This window comes from Psychrobacter sp. H26, from assembly GCF_059073035.1.
In genome coordinates this window covers 1,213,090-1,234,803 of the sequence record NZ_JCACRW010000001.1, presented here as the reverse complement: position 1 = coordinate 1,234,803, position 21,714 = coordinate 1,213,090, and the positions used below count along the sequence as shown (strand labels likewise).

The following is a 21,714-nucleotide window of genomic DNA, read 5'->3' as shown; positions in this document are numbered from 1 at the left end:
TAAAAAAGGTCTGTACGAAATATAGCAGAACTTGAATAGTAATAAAAATAAATCGGAAAATCTGACCCAAGCGCTAGTATCGATTATTTTGTTATAAATAATATGAGATAAGGGTAGGCTGTTGGTTTAATAGCAATAATTGATAGCGATAGAGGTTTACAACGCAAACAAACTTTGATTAAATATATGAAACACGGTTTCACTTAGCGAAACATTGTAAGGTATAAACCAGACAATAAAGTAAGACTAATTTCTCAAAGCGCTTTGTATATAAGGCATTGAAAGCAAAAGAGAAAAAATACTTTAGTTTATTTATGACAAAAATTGCTATATTATGACTCAGCTGTAACGGATTAATGCCAGTTTATTAATACCGTTAGATGTATCAAATCGATTACTTCAAGGATGAATTCAATGCTCAATTCTCTAAAGTCTCCATTACTTTTATCAGCCATGCTAAGTGCCACACTAGGCCTAACCGCATGCTCATCACCAAGCTCAGAAGGTGATGATACCGCTGCGGCAGATAGTACGGCAACTGAGGCTACTGCCACTGATACGCTTGATACAAAGTTTGTAACTATCGCGACCGGCGGTGCCTCTGGTCCTTACAACATCATCGGTACGTCACTGTCTGAAGTGTATGTCAAAAACTTTGGCGTTAACTCAAAAACCCAAACCACTGGTGCATCGGTTGAAAACGTTAATCTATTGACCCAAGGCAAAGTCGATATGGTATTGGCATTGAGTGATGTGGTTACCGATGCAGTCGAAGGTAAAAACAACTTTGAGCAGCCAATCACAAACATTCAACAGATTGCGGTCCTATATCCTAACGTCGTGCAAATCGTCACCTCGAAAAAATCGGGTATCAAAAACATTGAAGACTTGCGCGGTAAGCGTATCGCTGTTGGTGATCAAGGATCTGGTACGGAAGTAAACGCTCGCACCTTACTAGAAGGGTTTGGTATCACCTATGATGATGTTACTGTTGATTATCTAGGGTTTGCTGAAGCAGCTGATGGCATGAAAGCAGGTAAGATTGAAGCGGCATTCTTTAGTAGTGGTCTACCAAACTCGTCTCTGATGGAGCTAGAGCAGGGCCTCGATTTACAGATTGTGACTATCAACCAAGACAAGCTAAAAGAAATCATTGCGGCTAAGCCTTATTTCAAAACCTTTGCAATTCCTGCGGGCACTTATGGCAATGAAGCCGATATTCCAACTGCAGCAATAATGAATGCGTTGTTGGTTAGCTCTGATCTGTCTGAAGCTGATGGTTACAAACTAACCAAGGCTTTGTTTGATAATTTGGACGGTCTAAAAACAGCACACCAAGCGGCTAATGACATTAGCTTAGAAACGGCTCGTGAGGGTATGGTTGCTCCAATCCATCCTGGTGCTAAGAAGTACTATGACGAACAAGCAGCCAAGTAATTCATGGTGGTTATCAACTGGCGCCGCATTCATTGTAGCGCTGGTTTTTTTTATGCTGTGGATGGGTTTGATGCTCCAACCTGTCGTGGAAGTGCGAGTTGCCGTCGAGGGTGATGATGACAAGGTTTGTTATTTCGCCGACTCTGATTTTCAGCTGCGCTGGATACATTCTGTAGAAAAGCAGTGGTGGGAAGAGCAGTATCAGCGTCTAGATAAAACCAGTACAGAGGGTGCTACGCTATTACTCACCACCACTTACTTTGAAGCGTTCGGTGCTGGTACACCCTCTACTGAACCACTCGCTCCCATACAAAAACCTGGCTATCTTGGGTATCAAATTAATGAAGAACTGCCCAATCTCAATTGGGTCGTGTCTAGACTGACCAAGGGTGAGATCGATTACGGTGGTCATCGTTTCTTGATTCACCAGTGGGTGCCAGACTATTCTGAAGTGGTAATCATGCCTAAGACGTATGGTTTAATTGATAGATTTAAAAAGGACTTTTGTCATGAACTCCCAAGTGACGGATCACGATAGCGTGAATACCACGCCAGATGCTGACGTTGATAAAAATGCTGAGGCTGTCAACCGAGCGGTATTGGAAAAATACGACCGAGAGTCAATCACACGTCATATCACGCAAGGACCAGTGAAGTACTTTATCGCTGGTATTTGTATCCTTTATTCGCTCTTTCATTTGTATATCACCTTTAACCCGATGCCAGCGTTGCTACAGCGCTCTGTACACGTGGGTGTTGGTTTTGCATTGATTTTCTTGATTTTTCCAGCTAGCAAAAAAAGCAGTCGCAGTCGAGTCGCATGGTATGACTGGCTTTGGTTTGCGCTATCCTTATCTGGCATGGGTTACTTGATTTACGAGTATCAAGACATTGTGACCTCACGCGGCGGTATGGCAAACCAGATGGACGTGATATTCTCATTGATCACTGTGGTCTGTGTGCTAGAGGGCAGTCGCCGTATTACAGGTTGGATTTTGCCGATATTGGCAGGGATATTCTTAGCCTATCCGTTTGTCAGTCACATGGATTTTATGCCTGACAGGCTTTTGACTCGCCCTTATGATATGGGTGATATTTTTGGTCAATTATTCCTAAAAACAGAAGGTTTATATTCTGTAGCGATCGGTGCGTCAGTGACGTTTATTTTCTTGTTTATCTTATTCGGTGCGTTCTTAGCACGCTCAGGGATGGGGCAGCTGTTTAATGATCTGGCATTGGCCATTGCGGGTCATAAGAAAGGCGGGCCTGCAAAAGTAGCGGTCATCTCTAGTGGCTTTATGGGCAGTATCAACGGCTCTGCATTATCAAATGTAGTAAGTACTGGTGCCTTTACGATTCCGCTGATGAAAAAAGTCGGCTACCACAAAGATTTCGCGGGTGCAGTTGAGGCGAGTGCGTCTGTAGGTGGGCAGATTTTGCCACCAATTATGGGTGCCAGTGCGTTCATCATGGCAGAGACCACAGGTTTGCCTTATAGTACGATTGCGCTTGCAGCCTTATTACCAGCCGTGCTGTACTATTTGGGTGTGATTGCACAGGTACACTTCCGCGCTGGTCGCCGCGATCTAAAAGGTATCGCTAAAGAAAACCTACCAGCAGTAAAAGCAGTCCTAAAAGCACGTGGTCATATGCTATTGCCGATTGTTTTTTTGGTTTTCTTGTTAATCAAAAATGTACCTGTCGGTTATGCTGCCGCTTATACCATTGGTTTTACGGTTGTCATCAGTATGCTACGTGCTGAGACACGCATGAGCTTTTCTGATATTTTGGGTGCATTAGAAGATGGTGCGCGTCAGTCGCTTGCGGTCATGGCGGCCTGTGCGGTCGTTGGTATTATCATTGGGGTGGTGAGTCTGACCAGTTTCGGTACGGTCATGACATCCTCTATCGTCACGCTAGGTGCGGGATCGTTGTTCTTTACGCTTATTTTAACCATGCTAGCATCTATGGTATTAGGCATGGGATTACCGTCTATTCCTGCCTATATCATTACGGCGACGATGGCGGCGCCAGCGTTGGCTGGTTTTGATATTCCAATTTTGTCAGCGCATATGTTTGTCTTTTATTTTGGTATTTTTGCCAATATCACTCCGCCTGTGTGTCTAGCGGCCTTTGCTGGTGCGGGTATATCGGGCGGCGATCCGATGAAGACAGGATTCTTGTCACTCAAACTGGCACTCGCTGGATTTATCGTACCGTTTATGTTCATCTATAATCCTACGATGCTGATGATTGACCCAACTGGACTCGCTGTTACGGCAAAAGACTTCCCACTACCGCCTATTGTAGATATCATCACGGTGGTTGTGACCTCAGTAACAGGTGTGATTGCACTAAGCTCAGCACTTGAGGGGTATTTTAGAGGTCAGATGAATACCGTAACTCGTGTCATCTTAGCGATTGGTGCTTTGCTATTAATTTATCCTGAGATGTTGACGGGTATCATCGGCGGTATCATCGTACTAGGTATTGCGGTACTCAACATAAAAACAGCTGGAAAGCCAACGCCAACTTTAACCGTGTAAAACGTTGGGTTTGAATCCTTTGATAATCTATCAAGGCGAAAAAAAGGGTGAATAACAAATTTGTTATTCACCCTTTTTTCGTATTCTCAAAAACTGTTCTTAGTAAATGTTATTAATAACTACTTTTACATCGCTTTGTAGCTAGATTAGCAGCCAAGTTTGCCTTCAGCTTCTAATGCTTTTTTGCTACGGATAGGCGCTGGGCAATCTTCGCCGTAGTACTGACGATCCGCAAAGTAGCTTGAGCGCACCATTGGACCTGCCCAAATGCTAAAGAAGCCAATTTTTTTGCCGTAGTCCATATAACGCTGGAACTCGTCTGGATGGACGTAACGATCGACGGGCGCGTGGTTTTTACTAGGCTGTAAGTACTGACCAATGGTGATCATGTCTACGTCATGCGCTTTTAGGTCATCAAGTAGGGCATAGATCTCTTCTTCAGTCTCACCAAGACCGACCATAAAGCCGCATTTGGTTGCGATATCAGGACGACGCTCTTTGTAAATTTTAAGCAAGTCGAGTGAATGCTGATAATCAGAGCCTGGACGGAAGGCTTTATAGAGACGTGGCACGGTTTCGATATTGTGGTTGAACACATCAGGCGCGGTCTCTGTCAGTAAGTCCAAAGCGATATCCATACGACCACGGAAATCGGGTACTAGGATTTCAATCAAGCAGTTTGGGCTAAGGGCTCTTGATTCGTTTAGTACTTCAACGAAGTGTCCAGCACCGCCATCTTTTAGATCATCACGATCGACAGAAGTGATTACCGCGTATTTGAGCTTTAGACCTTCGATGGTCTCAGCGGTATGACGCGGCTCATCCTTATCTAGCTCGTTAGGTCGACCGTGACCGACATCACAGAACGGGCAGCGACGGGTACAGATATCACCCATAATCATAAAGGTTGCTGTACCATCCGCGAAGCACTGTGGCAGGTTAGGGCAGGCGGCTTCTTCACAGACGGTGTAGAGCTTTTGCTCACGCAAAGTGGCTTTGATACGTGCCACTTCAGCAGGTGATGACATTTTTACCCGAATCCAATCTGGCTTTTTCTTTGCCTCAACGGTCGGGATCACTTTAATTGGGATACGGGCAACTTTATCGTAGCCACGTAGCTTTTCGCCTTGGATGGCTTTTTTTGGTTTGACCTTAGCAGCAGGTACATGTGTTTGTACGGCAGTTGTCATAATAGAATTATCTCTTAACCCTTTATATTATAAGGGTTTATGGAATTATCAAAATGTTTTATGAGTGGCGATATTATAGCAGAAATTTAACAGGTATTTTTTGTACAATATCGTTAAGGTTACTACGATTGCTCTAGCGACCATAGTTTTAAATATCTATGTCGATTTCCATCTCATTTAGGGTATCTATGGCTGCACGAAATGCTTCTTGTGTGGCAGGTGCACCGCAGTATGGCAAGCTATGCATGAGGACTTCTCGAATCTCAGCGACACTAGCCCCATTATTGATGGCACCGCGTATGTGTCCTTTTAGCTCGGTCGGGCTTTTTTGTGCAATCAAAAAGGCAATGGTAATTAATGAGCGGTACTTGCGCGGTAGCACTGAATCATCTTGCCATGTGCTGCCCCAAGCATGTTCAATAATCCAGTCTTGTAGTGGCTGAGTAAATCCTGTTGCCGCGTCAAGCGAGCGCTTCACATGCTGCTCACCCATCACCTCTGTACGTACTTTGAGACCGTTGTCATAGTTGGTATTGTTGTCCGTATTGCTATCGTTCATATCTCGTCGTCCTTAATAATGTCTTATAAAAGCGTATAACAGTCATATGGTGTCTGTTCAGTCATAAAGCAAGCACCTATTGATACGTGTGCCTGAGTAAATGCCAGTTATAATGAGCATGACAATCATATTATTGATGGCACTATTTTTATAATAAATGTTCGATATGGCCTTACTATGCGCCTTTTCAGGACTGAGCCATTAACATTTAGAGCGATTTAAGCTATGATTGCACGGATAATTATTCCCTATAGTATATAGACGCAGGCAGTCATGCTGACTACCCACGCAATGTGCTAAACCCCAACTGACGAGGACGACTATTGTGTTAGAAGCTTATCGTAAACATGTCGAAGAACGTGCTGAGCTAGGAACGGTTCCGCTACCATTGAACGAAAAACAAGTAGCAGAGTTGGTTGAATTACTAAAGAACCCGCCAGCAGGCGAAGATGCATTTTTGATGAACTTGTTAGAAAACCGTATCCCTGCTGGTGTTGACCAAGCAGCCTACGTAAAAGCTGCGTTTTTGGCTGCTATCCTAAAGGGTGAGACGTCATCGCCACTTATTAGCAAGCAAAAAGCGGTTGAAATCCTAGGTACGATGCAAGGTGGCTACAACGTTCAGCCACTAGTTGCTGCCCTTGATGACAGTGAAGTTGCACAAGACGCTGCTGAAGCATTGAAGAAAACGCTATTGGTATTTGACGCATTCAATGACGTGACTGAAAAAGCTGAAGCGGGCAACACCATTGCTAAAGAAGTGGTTCAATCTTGGGCTGACGCAGAATGGTTCTTGAACCGTGATGCAGTACCAGAAAAAACCACTTATACGACGTTCAAAGTCACTGGGGAGACTAATACAGATGACTTGTCGCCTGCGCAAGACGCATGGAGCCGTCCTGATATTCCATTGCATTCACTAGCCATGCACAAAAACTCTCGCGACGGCATCACTGCTGACGAAGAGGGTGTTGTTGGTCCAATGAAGCAAATCGAAGCATTAAAAGAAAAAGGCCATCCGCTAGCTTATGTTGGTGATGTCGTTGGTACGGGTTCTAGCCGTAAGTCTGCCACCAACTCAGTATTGTGGTTGATGGGTGAAGACATTCCTAACGTGCCAAACAAACGTGGCGGCGGTCTAGTATTGGGTAACAATATCGCTCCTATCTTCTTTAACACCATGGAAGATTCTGGCGCATTGCCAATCGAAAAAGTTGCCGTTGATAACCTAAACATGGGTGATGTGTTTGACATCTATCCATACGAAGGCAAAATCACTAAGCATGATTCTGACGAAGTGCTATCAACGTTTGCATTAAACTCGCCAACATTGCTTGATGAAGTACGTGCTGGTGGCCGTATCCCATTGATCGTTGGTCGTGGCCTGACTAACCGTGCTCGTGAATATATGGGTCTTGGTCATTCAGACGTATTTGCTAAGCCAGAAGAGCCAGCCGATACGGGTAAAGGCTTTACGCTAGCGCAGAAAATGGTTGGTAAAGCGTGTGGTCTAACAGGCGTACGTCCAGGTATGTACTGTGAGCCTAAGATGACTACGGTCGGCTCTCAGGATACCACTGGTCCAATGACGCGTGACGAGCTAAAAGACTTGGCATGTTTGGGTTTCCAAGCAGACCTAGTCATGCAGTCATTCTGCCATACTGCTGCTTATCCAAAGCCAGTTGACGTTGAGACTCAGCATACACTACCTGACTTTATCATGAACCGTGGCGGCGTCAGCTTACGTCCAGGTGATGGTATCATTCACTCATGGTTGAACCGTATGCTATTGCCAGATACCGTTGGTACTGGTGGTGACTCGCATACTCGTTTCCCAATGGGTATCTCGTTCCCAGCGGGTTCTGGCCTGGTTGCGTTCGCAGCTGCAACTGGTGTCATGCCACTTGATATGCCTGAATCTGTTCGTGTTCGCTTCGTTGGTGAACGTCAAGCGGGTATCACCCTACGTGATCTCGTACATGCGATCCCTTATCAAGCGATCAAAGAAGGGTACTTGACGGTTGATAAGAAAGGCAAAATCAACGAGTTTAACGGTCGTATTCTTGAAATCGAAGGTCTAGAAGATTTGACCGCTGAGCAAGCGTTCGAATTGTCTGATGCCTCAGCTGAGCGTAGTGCTGCTGGTTGTACTATCACGCTATCTGAAGCATCAGTGACTGAGTACCTAAACTCAAACATCACGCTACTTAAGTGGATGATTTCAGAAGGCTATGGCGATGCGCGTACGATCAGTCGCCGTGTTGAGCAAATGCAAGAGTGGTTGGCTAACCCAAGCCTCATGCGTGCTGATGATGATGCTGAATACGCTATCGACATCACTATCGATATGAGCGAAATCAAAGAGCCAATTCTTTGCTGCCCGAACGATCCAGATGATGCAAAAACGCTAGCAGACGTCGCTGGTGATACCATTGATGAAGTATTCATTGGTTCATGTATGACCAACATCGGTCATTTCCGTGCCGCTGGTAAACTGCTACAAGACGTACCAGCAGGTAGCTTAAAAACTCGTCTATGGATTGCACCACCAACTAAGATGGATGCACGCCAGTTGATGGAAGAAGGTTACTACAATATCTATGCACAAGCCGGCGCTCGTACTGAAATGCCAGGGTGTTCACTATGTATGGGTAACCAAGCACGTATCGCACCGAAATCTACTGCGGTATCGACCTCAACTCGTAACTTCCCGAACCGTCTAGGTCAAGGCGCTAACGTATATCTCGCTTCTGCAGAGCTTGCCGCAGTTGCAGCGGTACTTGGTAAATTGCCAACCAACGATGAGTATCAGCAGTATGCTGGCATGCTAAACAGCATGGGTGATGAAGTCTATCAATACATGAACTTCGACCGTATGGAAGACTATACTGAAGAAGCAGATAAGATTAACGTTGCTCAATTGAGCTAGTCTTGAGTACATAAGCTTTTAGAATTAAGAGCTTTATACTAAAAACTTTATACGTAAAAAATAACCCCGTATCGTTATGATGCGGGGTTTTCTTTATTATATAATGATTAAATCAATATTTGTTTGCTTGTTAGGCAGAAGATAACCTAGTAAAATCACATCCTCAAAATGTAGTTCTAGAGTTTTACCTTTAGAGGGATTTTCTGTGAATTTCGAAGAATATTACCGTATGAGAGAAGAGCAAGAAAAGGATCCAAAAGGTGGGGAATTTACCTCAGAAATAAGTGAATACAGAACTATAAAAATAACAGAAATTGTAAATGAGTATCATTATAATTTTATCTCATGGAGAGATTATGAGATAAAGAAATATAAAGAATGCACTTTCGTTGCAATGTATTTTTCTACACTAATTATATTTATTTGTATGATTATTAGACCTTTCTTATTGCTATATGATAAAGAGATGAGTGTTATATCAAAAATTCCTTCAATTAGTGCGATTATATTGACTATTACTTTATGCTTATGCCTTTTTGTAATGTATATAAGTATAAAAGAAGATCATAAAAAATTAGTAATAAAAAGATTCTCTTATATTTTAGAGGATTTGAGTAATAATAACTCTAGGGAAAATGTTAAAGAGTATTCAAGTACTTACGAAAAAAGGATTGAGGATATAAAAATTATAAAAAAAATATGGTTAGATAATATATTTATAAATAATGATAAGTTTATATTTGCTAAAGAAGTAGCTAACTGGAAATCAATTTATGAAAACTCTACAGATACTAGAAAGTTTAATATTTTTAGTATGGTAGCTAATAGAAACTCATTAGTGCGTATACTTTCACTATTGATTGCACTCTTTTCACTTGTAGCCGTTTTAATTGCAAAAACTGTAGAACCCAGCTCAGTTATAGGAAATATAGAGTCAAACTTTACTGTTCTATACAAACAGCTTTTTACTTTAGGTTTTAGTTTATTAGTTTTAGGTTATGAGATGTATTATATTTTCCCAGAAGTTAGAAGTAGTCTCCTTGACTACATACAAGATTTCAGTAAAAATAAAGAGATTTATGTTGAGTCTAGATTCAATAGATTTATTAATTTTTTGCTACTCAATCATACTTATAAAATCAATGATGATAGATAATTTAAAATTATCTAAAAATTATGATAAAGATTCAATTTGAAAGCGATGTCGAAGAGTTGTATTACACTAATCTAATGCTTGTTACCATAAAAATAAAAGCGCTTTTTAACTAGTGCCTTCTCAATATAACCAAAAACTGGCTTCTCTCTCCATCTTATGTATAATATAAGTGCAGGCGGAAACCGTGGCTCTGCATTTCACCTCTCTTTTTTATCTCGGGACGGACCGATACTTTGATATGCACTTTGCTGTTTAAATACAGGTGCTTTGGAGTCTTGGTTGATTACCTTATCCCCAGTTAAACGCCGTATTGTCTATGTGATTGTGTTTGAAATTCTGGCAATCATATCCTCTACCTTTGTACTCATGAAGCTTAGCAATAGTGATGCATCAGAATCGCTGCCCGCTGCTATGATGATATCGCTCGCTGCGATTATTTGGAACTTCTTATACAACACCGCTTTTGAGACTTGGGAGCAGCGCAGGCGTATAGCTGAGCGTACGCTGCTAATTCGTAGTGCGCATGCGCTAGTTTTTGAAATCGGTCTGGTATTGATTTGCTTACCAATATACATCATCTGGTACGATGTCGGCTTGATCGAAGCATTTATGATGGAGGCAGCTTTGATGGTTTTCTTCTTAATATATAACTTTGTATTTACCTTTATTTTCGATAAAATATTTACCTTGCCTTATCATTATGACCCCGCGACGGCCTCTTGATAAAGGGCGCTGAATAGAAAAGGGCTGCCATAGTGGCAGCCCTTTTTTGATAGTATCCTTATAGTCCATCTAAGCAAAACAAACTCAGTTGTCAGATTAAAGTGCTTACAGTCTCGTTATTTAACTTGGCGTTTAGCTTGCCTAGCCATTGACCCTGTTACTTACCTTGATAAACAGGTTTGCGTTTTGCTATAAATGCGCTAACCCCTTCTATAAAGTCATCGGTTTTTGCCATTACTGTCTGTTGCTCTACTTCCGTATCTAGCGCTGCGCTCAAACCAGCAAAGGCGTGTACGTTGAAGCTCTCTTTCATAGCAGCCAATGCTTTGCCTGGCAGTTGGCTCAATCGTAGCGCCAATGCTTGTACGGTAGCATCTAGCTCATCAGCACTCACCACGTTATTTACTAGATTTAAGCGCGCCATATCTTCTGCTTTTAACTTATCACCTAGCATCACAAGTTCAGTTGCTTTTGCGGCACCGACCAATTGATTCAGTAAATAAATACCACCTGCATCTGGCACTAGGCCAATATTGACAAAGGCTTGTACAAATTTTGCGTTGTCTGCGGCAATTCGGAAGTCACAAGTAAGTGCCAAGTTCATACCAGCACCAGCTACAGCGCCTTCTAGTTTGGCAATGATAGGTTTATGCACATGGCGTAGCTTTAAGCTGACCTCTCCTGCACCCTCTACCATACCTCTTAGTTTGGTAGAGACAACCTCTTTATCCAGCCCTTCAGAGAGCATCTCTTTGATATCGCCGCCACTTGAGAAATTACCGCCAGCGCCTTGCAAGATAATCACTCGTACCTGATCGTCTGCTTCAGCCTTGTCTAGTGCTACCAAGACTTGGTTTTTTAGGGGGGTACCAAAAGCATTTAGGCTTTTTGGATCGTTAAAGGTAATGGTCGCAATGTGTTTTTCAACTTGATAATCGACTAAAGGCTCTGACATTATAGATTTCCTTATTTAAATGACGGTTTTAATATTTTGTATCAGTGAGAATGCTATAAGATAAAGGTAAAAATGATTCAATGCCAATTACTATAGCAGCTTGCTCGGATTATAAAAGGGCATTTTATGAGCGCTCAAGACACATCTATACACTGGTCAAGAGTGCTGTTTTGTCGTATAAATTGATAAGGATTATCCAAGGACGTGATTATCTAGCAAGGAGGTCATTGCCGAATGCATTTATAGACTATGCTAATATTCTAAGCTGAGCATAGAAGAATGTCATGTGACATATAAATTTTCAATGAATCAAACAAGGATGTGATTATGCCAACTATCAATATCAATAATGCTGATATCTATTACGAAGACAGCGCGCCTAACGATACGCAAAAGCCTGTCATTGTGTTTGCTCATGGTCTGCTGTGGAGCTCGCAGATGTACGAAAAACAAGTAGCATATTTTAAATCAGATTATCGCTGCATTGCTTTTGACTTCCGCGGGCAGGGTCAGTCACAGATTACCAAATCTGGCTATGATATGGAGACACTGACCGAAGATACGCTTGGGCTAATCGACGCGCTTGGTATTGATCGCTGTCATTTTGTTGGTCTATCCATGGGCGGGTTTGTGGCTCAGCGTATCGCCATAAAGCGTCCTGAACTACTGCTATCGCTCAGCTTACTAGAGACATCATCTGACGCCGAAGATCCAAAAAACATACCGCAGTATCGTAAACTGGTAAAAGCTATTCGTTGGCTCGGTATAAAGCGTGTGAGTAGCAAAGTCATGCCGATTATGTTTGGCAGTACGTTTTTGACGGACAAGCTACGCAAGTCCGACCGTAAGCACTGGCTCACTATGTTGCAGGGTAACCGTAAAGGCGGTGTGGTTAAGGCGACCATGGGCGTCATCGAGCGGACAGGCACCTATGAGCAACTGGGTGAGATTACGACACCGACACTCATCATCGTTGGGGATGAAGACGCAGCAACGCCTTATGATAAGTCTGAACGAATGCATTTTGCCATTGCTGGATCTAAGCTTGCGGTTATCAAAGGAGCAGGTCATACCTCAACAGTAGAGGAGCCTGATCAGGTCAACCGAGTGCTTAATAAGTTCTTGGAAAGTTGTGCTTAGTATAAACAACGAGTAGAGTATAGATAACGAGCAGATGCACGGCAGTACTTTGCTGATTGAAAAGTACTCAATAACCTAACAAAAAAGCCGCTATCGCTTATGTGATATCGGCTTTTTGTACTGTAGATATGATAATCAGCAGATGGCTAGCGTCGCGAGCTATATGGCGTATGTCCATCATCAATAGTGCCAAAAGCTTCTGCACGGTTGACAACTTCGGTGGCCCATGCCCGATGGGTCGCGGGCTCTAGCATGGTGTTGTTGTATTTAAATACTGCTTTTGCGTCAGTATGTAGAATGGCTTGTGCTTCATCTAATGTACTGAGGGGCACGCAGTAGGCTTGTTGTACTAAGGCGATTTGGCTTGGATGAATGACCGTTTTGCCCACTAGACCTAAGCTGACATCATGGTTTAGCTCTTGCATGAACAGTGTTGGCTGATCCAGATATTCAAATACAGGGGCGCTCAGATAAAACCCATGCGGCACGAAACAGCCAAGCAGCTGATAGGCTAGGGTGCCGATAGGCGTATCATAGATAATGCTGCTTTTTGGCCGACGTAGACGCAGCGCTGCAAATAGATCATTACCACCAATACGGAGTGCAAATACAGGCTGACTAAAGGCCTCCTTAAAAGCAATGGCCAGCTCTTGGTTGTGATGCGGACTAAACAGCGCGGCAGTTTCGAGTGTGGGCATGAGTAGGTGGTCGATACTGAGGCTCTGACAAGCCATCCGCCAGTTCGATAAGCTATACATATCGACCTTTGGCATGACAAAACCGTCGATCAGGTCGATATGAGCATAGTCCGCCAGTTGTTGTAGCATCGATGGACTACGCGGACGTATAAAGACCAATGGTCGCGTTGGATGCTGTGCGCGAATAGCAGCGGCTCTAGAGGGCGCATTGATACTGTTGACATGTTCAGCCCAAGTATCCAGCAATATACGCAATCGCTCAAGTGCTAGCTCAACGTCCTCATGACTGACAGCATCCTCTAGGCAAATAATAATACTGTTGATCGTAGGTAGCTTGTCGCGCTTGATGACTTGCCAAATATCTTGCCGAGTAGCAGGCATGTATAGGCTAGCACCCAGTTGATAGGGATGATGCGTATGCGGTCTGACCATCGCATGACGCTCAGTAATCAGATGCGCATAAGACTGGGTATCGTGGTAAAGCTCTGACTCATTGTGTTTGGTATCTGACATAGTTGGCATCATAAATAGAGGAATAAGGGGCAAGCGTTCAATCATGCGAGATGAATTTGTGCTACAGGTACTAACTGTCTTTCGTGCGTTGCTTGATCAGAGTGATGGCTTGATAAGGCAGTATTTTATCACCTAATACATCAATAGTGATGCCTCGTTGCTCACATAAATGACGCAGTAGTACGGTATCGGGATGCGCCGCGGTCGCGAGCAATATACGCTCCGGATCACGGCGCAAGATAGCGCGCGTCGCCTCGGCGATAGTTGGCTTAATACGGTTGCGATTAGTGATGTTATAGTCTGCTGCGAGCGTATCTATCAATGCAGCTGTCTGGTAGCGCGGCTGCTGATAGGTTGGCAAAGGCTCTGGTGGCGCGGTCAGTGAGCGTCTCGCTGCATCGACATGATCGATAAATGCCAAGCTATGATCTGCCTCTATCAAATCCTCATAAAAAACACTGCGATGAAGACCTGATTGCGGCTCGGTATATAAGCTGCGCGAAATCAGCCCTGATACGGTGCTGTTTAACAGACCAGACGGAATCAACCAATCTTCTGCGCTAGCTGCGAGCCAAGCAACGCCCGCCGGATCGGCAAGAGTCAATAGCGGAATAACATTCGCGCCTTGGTGAAAAATATTGGCAAAGCTAGGATGAGCCGTGTCATTAAATACGTCTAAGCTGCGCGCAAGTTCCTGATAAATCGCGCCTTTGCCTGTCCAGCCATCGACGAATACAATCGGACTGTTTGGGTACGCGTCCAGCAGCATTTGCAGCGCCGCAGGATCAAGCCCGCGATCACGAATGATACTGATACCATAATGTATACTCGGCAAATAGTAGCTACTCTCTGTGTCCGACAACGCGCGCTGCAATAGCACGCCAATCGGTAGACCTGCCCTTACCAAGCTCACCAAGACCAGCGGATCCTCATCACTGACATCATGACCAAAGACATCATGTATGGTGTGCGCTAAGTATGCAATATCAGTTGCGGCTCTCTCACCACCTTGCGCCAACGCTTGACGGTATAGCTGCTCGTGCATCGCGGTAGGCGCTTGCTCTAAGGTCAACATATCAGAGTAGTGACGCTGCCCGCTTTGAATGAGTGCTTCTTTTTGACTGACCGGCACATCGGCAACAGCGTCTTTATCGACGATATTGAGTAGGACCGTCACATCGCTGTCAAGATAGCTACCTGAGCCGTAATTGTTTAGATTGGCTCTATGGGTCTGTATATTAGGTAAAGTCATAGTATGAATAATGGCACTTGTGATGATAATGAGGTTATGTGTCTGTTTTTTTGAACTGATTGTTTAGCCCAAAAAATTAAATAGATGGCTCAGACTGATAGTGTTCATGCATCTGACCGCGGCTTGGCATACCGTACCAGTCAAGCAGTTGCAGAAAAGGTAAGTCCGCCAAGCTATCACCAAAGCCAAAACTGGGACGCTGATGATCTAAATAATTGTCTAACAAAAACTGTACGGCATGATGCTTGTGAACCGCATGGGGCAATATCGCTAGATTATTGGCATTGACATGCACATAAAAATCTTGCTCAAAATCACGTATTAACGTGGGCAGTTTTTTAGCCAGATCTATTAACGCTTGATAGTCTTTTTGCGCGTGTTTGATCGCCAGATAAATCGTTAATTTTTTATCGTTAAAGCCATCGTTAAAGTGGTCGATGTGCGGCGTAAATACTAACTGGCTCTGCTCACTTTTGCTATGACTAGCAAACAGCTCGCTCAGTTGGTTTAACTTATCTTGCAATGGTGCAAGCTTGTTATACATATGTTGTTGCCACGCGCTTAATAGCTGCCCATCAGCCGTCAAAATAATGGCACCATGAGTCAATACTTGCCAACTGTCGAACGGTAATTTAACACGCTTAATTTCACTGCGGTCACGTGCCGTCACGACTATTAGGTCGGTACTAGCCAATAACCAGTTAAAAAAGCCCGATTGGCGTTGACTCATAAAACTGAGTGGCTCGTTTTGCTTATTAACCGTCGCACATACTAAGTTTTCAGCCTCAGCAGTAGGCAAGTCCCATGCATCGATTTTACGCTGGGTTTGAAAAAGGGTGTCGTCCAAATCCATTAAGGCATATGGTTTGATAATATCGTGGTTGGGCTTGAAAAATGGGATAGTCATGACGTCGTCCATAAACAGGAAATATGAAGGTGAAAGAATGGTTTAAGTCGTCGGACTGACCACCAAAACATTATCCAAACCGCGCCACATCGCATCGACGCTATCAGCAGCCGTTTCTACACACAACACAATCAAGTCCCACTCATTGGGACCAACATTATAAGAAAAGTTGGTCATACCCAATCCGTAATTATCATGAAAGCTCAGCATGGTAGTGATGGCCCCGCCAAGCGCAATCGGTGAGCGAGTCAATGCACTAAATTTCACGATAGTATCCGTGTCAGCTTTGAGGTTTTGATATGTTGTCTCAAGCCATTCCGCCAATAAAAATGGCAACCAAACAAACTCATTGCTGCCCAATACCAATATTTTTTTGGGCAGTTGACTCACATCAAAACTGTCTTGATCATGAAAGCGTGCAAATGTAGCCTTAAAACTTGAAAGATAGTTATCAAAGCCATCTGTGCTATTTAATGTAGGAAAGCGTCCCCAGTTGCCCGTAAACCCAAGCGCCTGACTACCTGCTGCGGTAGTATCAACCGATGGCATAGTGATAGGCTCTGGGTTGGGCGCGTCTGTCCATTGCCATGCACCAGACAGTAAGTGATGACGATGAAACTCAATGCCAATCAAACGATCCGCCATACACCCAGGCTGAGCGTCATCTGTCTGCTGGTTTGTATTCTCTTGATCCAATGACCAATCAACCAAAGTCGTTAGATGCACTTGCTCTAATTGTGTCAGCCCTGCATTACGTAAGGCTGTGACGACGTTAACACAGGTATTGCCTGTTGACGCTTCGTCATCGACCATGATTAGCGTTCTGCTAGCGAGCAGCTGTGCTTGTGTGATGCTATCTGTACTTTGATAAATCAAATGCTGGCTGGCATGACTGTGGTCTTCACAAAAAGTCGTTAATAACGAATTAGCATCATTAGTATCGCTTTGTTTACCCTGATCAAGGCTTTCATCATGTTGGGCATGACGAGTAGAGTTCAGTAGCAGCGCCTGCGGATAGCGTGTTTGTAGCGCTTGATGCACGCCTGCCGATAGACCAACCGCAGTCTCTGCCATACCGATGACTAAAATTGGCTCGGGCAAATCATTAGGAACTAAATTGGCCAAATCAGTAAACGCATTCCGCATGGTGCTGGGTGCCACGGGAATATGACGACCCAATACTTTTGAGACAAACAAAAACGCCCGTTTTGGGTTAATGCGCTGGGCAAATCCAAGCAGATCTTCTAGCTGATAGTGGTCGCTGTGTTCCAAGCTACTCTTGTTAGCCATTGAGTTGGTCTGATAGGCCAGATCAAGGGTGCCACGAGGTAGGGTGATGGAAGTGCTTTGTTTTGCTTGTTCTGGTTTTGATAATTGATTATTCATCGCTAATTTCTATTCCATATTGTTCGCACATTTGTCTTAGTCCGTATTTTACATCCTGATTAATAGCAGAAAAATTCCACCCGTCATTTACTTTTGTGAGGTTAAATAGTTTCAGTCCTTTTCCATCTTTCTGACTGATATCGAAGTCACTTTCAAACAAAATATCACCCGTACTACCTTTATTATTTCGACAATAGTTTTGTATCTGCACATGAATAAGAGGGTTTTTTTGATCTATTGATATACGATGTGCATTTGTCGACAAGACAACCATTAATTGAGTTACTTCTTTAGGTATTTTATGTAAAGCACATTCAATTTGGGTCATTAGTATAGAAGAACAGCTTTGTTGTCGCAGCTCTATAGTATGAGATCTATCATGAGTTTGACCGCAAAAAATTAGGTCATCATTATCCTTAGCCTGTCCTTTCATATAAAGCTTGAATAAAGCAACGTCAATAATATTAGATGCTTGGATTTTAATGCTTGTTAAAAATGGAGGTATAATTAATGGTGCATGAATTTTAGATTCTATATTACTATCCTGCTTATTTTTACTAGGCAGTTGACGCTCTATTTTTTTACTATTCGTTATATTTCTAGATTTTTTTGAACATACTGATGCGGCATTGTCGTTTGGTGCTACACTCGAGGTTGGCAGTGAATCGTCTTTTAGTTTAATAGACATCACTTTGTTCACAGTGCGGATGTCATATAACGCCATTGCGGTAATTAATTCTGAAAACTTTGCATAGCCGTATCTATCTAACTTGATATTTGTATGGTGTTGTTTAATATGGCTAGCAAGATAAGATAAATTTGACCAGCCTTTGGCAGAATTTGGGTCTTCTTTTATCAGCTTGTTTAAAACGCTAATAAGATGTGTCTGCTTCTGAAGTGCTTTGGTTGTCCATTTTTCGGGTGATGTTTTGGATTCGGCGACAGGCAGCAATGGTTTTGTCTTAATATCAAGGCTAGGCGTATCTTTGTGCTCGCTAACGGGTAGTGCTTTTGGTAAAGGTACTAGATCCTCCACGTAGTAAAAACTGTCACAGGCTTGTGTGAACGCTTTGACGGTCTGTTGTTTGCCAAAACCAAAGACTTTAATACCGTTTTTTCTTATGCGTAGCGCCAAAGCGGTGAAATCACTATCGCTAGATACTAAGCAGAAACCGTCGTAGTGTCTACTATGTAGTAAGTCCATAGCTTCAATAACCAGACCAATATCAGTCGTATTTTTACCTTTAGCATAGGCGAAATGTTGTATTGGGTCGATAGCATGCTTTAGCAGTGCTTCTTGCCAACCTTGAATATGTACGTTGCCCCAGTCACCATAGATTTTTTTACAAGCAATGTGACCAATGCCCTCTATCTTATGTAAAATATAATTAATGTTATTAGCTGAAGCATTATCGGCATCGATAAGAACGGCTATGCTTTTGAGTTTCATTGATATAACAGTCCTTTCTTAATACCGTTTTTCTTTTGAGTTTATCATTGTAGTAGACCATTAACCCTGACAGCCAACCAGCCATAACGCGCTACGGCTTTGCTTGCTGAGTTGCGGTGTGGTTAAAGTCATATCGCTTGATCTATCAGTCCTATTCTCCAAGCTGATACCAGCGCTTGCAAGCAGCGCAGATAATAACTGAAATTTTACCGCATAGTTCATGTTTTGTGCGTGTTCATGGACCAGACTGGCAGTCACCATACCGACGACCTCGCCAGTTGGTAGCAATAATGGACTACCACTAGAGCCGGGTTGAATGGGCGCGGTAAACTGAAGATAACGGATATCATCATTCAAACCCGTTAGCCCTGAGATACAGCCTTGCGTCACTTGTAGTTGACTGCTGAGTCCCGATAGTGGGAATCCCAGCGTTGTAATGGTTTCACCCAATATATCACTACACTGCTGCGCCAATGGAATATGGTGAGGCAATGGGTCGCTAACTCTGATAATAGCGGAGTCGCTACCGATATCGCTGAGTACCACTTGTGCCTCGCGGTCGGGCTGACCCTGCTGGCGTATACCAATCATTTGGGCTGACTCGATTACATGATAACAGGTAAGCAGGTGATACGGATCAATGGCAAATGCCGTGCCTGTCCACGTCTCACCTGACTGCACTTGACGAGGCGTACGCACTTCGTTATTAGGACGCGCGTGCTGTTGCTGGGCCTCCATAATACGTGTATGTGTATCAGGTGGTCGCATATCGAGACTGACCTGTGCGCGCCGCTCAAGACTTGCCAATCCTTGGGTCGATGATTCACCAAGCGCCCGACATTTGAATTGTCCATTACGCTGATATATCTCTAAGATGATAGCGGCTTTCACGTGACGTTCGCGCGCCGTAAAGTCATAGCGAAAGGCACCATCATCGATCGTTAAGCAAACATCCTTTAGCTCAACTGCAGGTAGGTTGAGATTAGGATCATGATAAACATAAGCAATCAGCTGTAAAAAACAAACGCCTTTTTTATCAAATAATGTAGGTAAGTCAAGCTGCCATATATTTGGGTCTTTTGAATTATTTATTGTCGCCCAATCTTTCGGTTCATGCAGATAGGCTGGGCTACAAACCGCTTTGCGATTCGCATCTAGAGGCAGCCATAGTAGCCCAAGCTGCTGTCCAAATTTAAGCGGAGTGGCGGTAGAGAAGGTAATCGAGCACTGCGCGTTTGTGATAAAGGTGTTGGCGCCTAACACGAGCGCGGTCTGTGCTGTCATCATATAGTCCTAATTGATTTTTTATTTATCCACACGGTCATTATAGTGTTGAATGTAGTTGTACTAGTGACATAAAAAGTAGTGCTCATACATCATGATACAAATAGAAAATTAAAAGTATCGCTATATTTTAGAATAAGCAGCATGTTTATCTACTAGCAACGGTGATCTGTGGCAAGCACAAATGACAGAGATCAGAGTATATATAGAAGACAGCATAATGATAATGCTAAAACGTTGTATTAAGCAGACTAATGTTTGTTTATATAATAGATAGCCATCTATCGGATATAGTCACCATCCATCGGACAATCTATCAATAAGTCTTGCTTGACTAGATAAATATCATGATAATGCGATTAAAATTCATTACTGTTTAGTAACTTTATTGCAGATTACTGTTAACAAAGTAAATGAAGAAGCTATAAAGTAACCACTTACTAAGTACTAATTAACCACGTACTTGAAGTACTCAAGACCAGCCGTTCCAATCTTATCTTAAAGCTCACTTTTTATCTTTAAATATACGAAAAGCTAAAAGTTGCCCAGCTGCAAGTAATACCATGTTTGATAACTATGCCTACACGTTTATCAGTTATTAAAAATAAGACGGTTTAGTCATTCTATGCTGAATAGCATGGTTAAAAAAGAATTTTACATATCGCCTTTCCATAATATCTATATTGCACAATAGTCAATGGTATAGAAGCTCGATGCTTCCATCAGACATGCTGCCTGATATATAAATGGTTCGGTATAGCAGCTTAGTCGTATTTTAGAAAAGGAGTGACCTTTGAAATTTTCTTGTGCATTAGAGACGTCTTCTGAACGTGTCCGTTTGGTTAATGTCATCTCGCCACTTATCAAAGCGGGTTATCAACTTGTCTCCCAAAGACAAGAGTCATCAGGAAATGGTGGCAATATCATCCACGTCATTGCGAGAAGTATGGGCTCCAAGACACAAGAAGAACTAATCGATGATCTTTCTTCGATTGAAGGGTGCACGCTTTTTAATTTAGAAATAGATGACGAGAGTAGCTCATCAACCGCGCCTGCACAAAAGGTTTTAGACGAAAAAAGTGTTCTATCCGCCATTGGTGCCTATTATCCTAAGATAGCAGACATTGTTAGTGAGTATGAGGCAAGCCTACCTTTTGATCGCCGTGTAACAGCGTTGCAAGAGTTGGGACGCAAGGTGGGTGGCGGTATTTATCAGCGAGATTACTCACTGGGCAGCCCATTAAAAATGCCCAAGACAATCAGTCGTGAGCTTGTCCCAGCACTGAAGGGGTTGTCCAAAATTAAAGCAAAAGACAATGTCATTTATTTAATCAAATGTCCATTTTGCAAGTCGGCAAACCACAACCATTCAGGGTGCCACTTTGTTGTGGGATACATAGAAGGGTTTTTGGCAAGCAACCCTGCTGTAGATAGAGTGCAAGTCGAAGAGACTAATTGCGGCGCCAGTAGTACCAATATTTGCGAATTTACCATCGGGTAGGTCAGCACGACGCATAGATAACTCACTGTCTATGTAAACCAATAACGAGCGTATGATGTCCTGCAGTTGATCCAAATCAGTGTTATAT

Annotated in this window: 17 protein-coding genes; 8 read left to right on the top strand and 9 right to left on the bottom strand. The window is 43.1% G+C overall.

The genetic code is table 11. The features are described 5' to 3' along the window. Positions 1-414: 414 nt before the first annotated feature. From AC5JPT_RS05020 to AC5JPT_RS05010, 3 genes are read left to right on the top strand one after another with little or no spacing between them, the layout of a single operon-like run. Entirely contained in the window at positions 415-1,437 is a 1,023-nt protein-coding gene (locus AC5JPT_RS05020) for a TAXI family TRAP transporter solute-binding subunit (RefSeq protein ID WP_493857333.1), read from the top strand. Beyond that, positions 1,415-1,975 (top strand): DUF1850 domain-containing protein, encoded by a 561-nt coding sequence (locus AC5JPT_RS05015; RefSeq protein ID WP_493857332.1) that lies wholly within the window; start codon positions 1,415-1,417, stop codon positions 1,973-1,975. Before AC5JPT_RS05020 ends, AC5JPT_RS05015 begins: the two co-directional genes overlap by 23 nt. After that, positions 1,947-3,983, top strand: a complete 2,037-nt coding sequence (locus tag AC5JPT_RS05010) for a TRAP transporter permease (protein WP_493857331.1) — start codon at positions 1,947-1,949, stop codon at positions 3,981-3,983. Before AC5JPT_RS05015 ends, AC5JPT_RS05010 begins: the two co-directional genes overlap by 29 nt. 146 nt (positions 3,984-4,129) lie before the next feature. Here AC5JPT_RS05010 and lipA read toward each other — a convergent pair whose 3' ends face one another. Then, positions 4,130-5,173 carry a lipoyl synthase gene (gene lipA, locus AC5JPT_RS05005; protein WP_372887392.1) on the bottom strand — a complete coding sequence of 348 codons (1,044 nt, stop codon included), beginning with the start codon at positions 5,171-5,173 and terminating at the stop codon, positions 4,130-4,132. Between the two features lie 148 nt (positions 5,174-5,321). Continuing rightward, positions 5,322-5,732 carry a carboxymuconolactone decarboxylase family protein gene (locus AC5JPT_RS05000; RefSeq protein ID WP_372887394.1) on the bottom strand — a complete coding sequence of 137 codons (411 nt, stop codon included), beginning with the start codon at positions 5,730-5,732 and terminating at the stop codon, positions 5,322-5,324. 325 nt (positions 5,733-6,057) lie between these two features. Here AC5JPT_RS05000 and acnB point away from each other — a divergent pair, with 325 nt between their 5' ends. The 3 genes from acnB (at position 6,058) to AC5JPT_RS04985 (ending at position 10,540) form a co-directional block, all read left to right on the top strand. Next, positions 6,058-8,661 carry a bifunctional aconitate hydratase 2/2-methylisocitrate dehydratase gene (gene acnB, locus AC5JPT_RS04995; protein ID WP_493857330.1) on the top strand — a complete coding sequence of 868 codons (2,604 nt, stop codon included), beginning with the start codon at positions 6,058-6,060 and terminating at the stop codon, positions 8,659-8,661. Positions 8,662-8,866: 205 nt separating this feature from the next. Next, complete coding sequence (locus tag AC5JPT_RS04990) at positions 8,867-9,817, top strand: hypothetical protein (protein WP_493857329.1); 951 nt, start codon at positions 8,867-8,869, stop codon at positions 9,815-9,817. 279 nt (positions 9,818-10,096) lie between these two features. Then, a complete protein-coding gene (locus tag AC5JPT_RS04985; RefSeq protein ID WP_493857328.1) occupies positions 10,097-10,540 on the top strand; it encodes a PACE efflux transporter in 444 nt (147 codons plus the stop codon). A 157-nt stretch (positions 10,541-10,697) separates the two neighbouring features. Here AC5JPT_RS04985 and AC5JPT_RS04980 read toward each other — a convergent pair whose 3' ends face one another. Next, the gene (locus AC5JPT_RS04980) at positions 10,698-11,495 is read right to left on the bottom strand and encodes an enoyl-CoA hydratase/isomerase family protein (protein WP_493857327.1); all 798 of its coding nucleotides are present in this window, start codon (positions 11,493-11,495) and stop codon (positions 10,698-10,700) included. A 327-nt stretch (positions 11,496-11,822) separates the two neighbouring features. Here AC5JPT_RS04980 and AC5JPT_RS04975 point away from each other — a divergent pair, with 327 nt between their 5' ends. Then, on the top strand, positions 11,823-12,635 hold the full coding sequence (locus tag AC5JPT_RS04975; RefSeq protein WP_319050565.1) for an alpha/beta fold hydrolase: 813 nt from the start codon (positions 11,823-11,825) through the stop codon (positions 12,633-12,635). Positions 12,636-12,781: 146 nt separating this feature from the next. Here the strand turns inward: AC5JPT_RS04975 and AC5JPT_RS04970 are convergent, their stop codons facing one another. The 6 genes from AC5JPT_RS04970 to AC5JPT_RS04945 form a co-directional block, all read right to left on the bottom strand. Next, positions 12,782-13,846, bottom strand: a complete 1,065-nt coding sequence (locus AC5JPT_RS04970) for an HpcH/HpaI aldolase/citrate lyase family protein (protein WP_493857326.1) — start codon at positions 13,844-13,846, stop codon at positions 12,782-12,784. A 70-nt stretch (positions 13,847-13,916) separates the two neighbouring features. Further along, positions 13,917-15,098: a cysteine protease StiP domain-containing protein gene (locus AC5JPT_RS04965; RefSeq protein WP_493857325.1), complete on the bottom strand. Its 1,182-nt coding sequence runs from the start codon at positions 15,096-15,098 to the stop codon at positions 13,917-13,919. A 76-nt stretch (positions 15,099-15,174) separates the two neighbouring features. After that, positions 15,175-16,005 (bottom strand): HAD hydrolase family protein, encoded by an 831-nt coding sequence (locus tag AC5JPT_RS04960; RefSeq protein ID WP_493857324.1) that lies wholly within the window; start codon positions 16,003-16,005, stop codon positions 15,175-15,177. A gap of 42 nt (positions 16,006-16,047) precedes the next feature. Then, positions 16,048-17,391 carry a phosphoribosyltransferase domain-containing protein gene (locus AC5JPT_RS04955; RefSeq protein WP_493857323.1) on the bottom strand — a complete coding sequence of 448 codons (1,344 nt, stop codon included), beginning with the start codon at positions 17,389-17,391 and terminating at the stop codon, positions 16,048-16,050. Beyond that, positions 17,384-18,841: an NYN domain-containing protein gene (locus tag AC5JPT_RS04950; protein WP_493857322.1), complete on the bottom strand. Its 1,458-nt coding sequence runs from the start codon at positions 18,839-18,841 to the stop codon at positions 17,384-17,386. The genes AC5JPT_RS04955 and AC5JPT_RS04950 overlap by 8 nt, the downstream gene beginning before the upstream one ends. A 60-nt stretch (positions 18,842-18,901) precedes the next feature. Then, complete coding sequence (locus AC5JPT_RS04945; RefSeq protein WP_493857321.1) at positions 18,902-20,128, bottom strand: S1 family peptidase; 1,227 nt, start codon at positions 20,126-20,128, stop codon at positions 18,902-18,904. 790 nt (positions 20,129-20,918) lie between these two features. Between AC5JPT_RS04945 and AC5JPT_RS04940 the strand changes: the two genes are divergently transcribed. Continuing rightward, positions 20,919-21,626, top strand: coding sequence for a hypothetical protein (locus AC5JPT_RS04940; protein WP_493842878.1), 708 nt, complete (start codon positions 20,919-20,921; stop codon positions 21,624-21,626). Positions 21,627-21,714: the final 88 nt, after the last annotated feature.

What these genes read in the sequence shown, in the direction of transcription:
- AC5JPT_RS05020 (WP_493857333.1), top strand. Translation starts at nt 415, where the DNA reads ATGCTCAATTCTCTAAAGTCTCCATTACTTTTATCAGCCATGCTAAGT.
- AC5JPT_RS05015 (WP_493857332.1), top strand. Translation starts at nt 1,415, where the DNA reads ATGACGAACAAGCAGCCAAGTAATTCATGGTGGTTATCAACTGGCGCC.
- AC5JPT_RS05010 (WP_493857331.1), top strand. Translation starts at nt 1,947, where the DNA reads ATGAACTCCCAAGTGACGGATCACGATAGCGTGAATACCACGCCAGAT.
- lipA (WP_372887392.1), bottom strand. Translation starts at nt 5,173, where the DNA reads ATGACAACTGCCGTACAAACACATGTACCTGCTGCTAAGGTCAAACCA.
- AC5JPT_RS05000 (WP_372887394.1), bottom strand. Translation starts at nt 5,732, where the DNA reads ATGAACGATAGCAATACGGACAACAATACCAACTATGACAACGGTCTC.
- AC5JPT_RS04980 (WP_493857327.1), bottom strand. Translation starts at nt 11,495, where the DNA reads ATGTCAGAGCCTTTAGTCGATTATCAAGTTGAAAAACACATTGCGACC.
- AC5JPT_RS04975 (WP_319050565.1), top strand. Translation starts at nt 11,823, where the DNA reads ATGCCAACTATCAATATCAATAATGCTGATATCTATTACGAAGACAGC.
- AC5JPT_RS04970 (WP_493857326.1), bottom strand. Translation starts at nt 13,846, where the DNA reads ATGTCAGATACCAAACACAATGAGTCAGAGCTTTACCACGATACCCAG.
- AC5JPT_RS04965 (WP_493857325.1), bottom strand. Translation starts at nt 15,098, where the DNA reads ATGACTTTACCTAATATACAGACCCATAGAGCCAATCTAAACAATTAC.
- AC5JPT_RS04960 (WP_493857324.1), bottom strand. Translation starts at nt 16,005, where the DNA reads ATGACTATCCCATTTTTCAAGCCCAACCACGATATTATCAAACCATAT.
- AC5JPT_RS04955 (WP_493857323.1), bottom strand. Translation starts at nt 17,391, where the DNA reads ATGAATAATCAATTATCAAAACCAGAACAAGCAAAACAAAGCACTTCC.
- AC5JPT_RS04950 (WP_493857322.1), bottom strand. Translation starts at nt 18,841, where the DNA reads ATGAAACTCAAAAGCATAGCCGTTCTTATCGATGCCGATAATGCTTCA.
- AC5JPT_RS04945 (WP_493857321.1), bottom strand. Translation starts at nt 20,128, where the DNA reads ATGATGACAGCACAGACCGCGCTCGTGTTAGGCGCCAACACCTTTATC.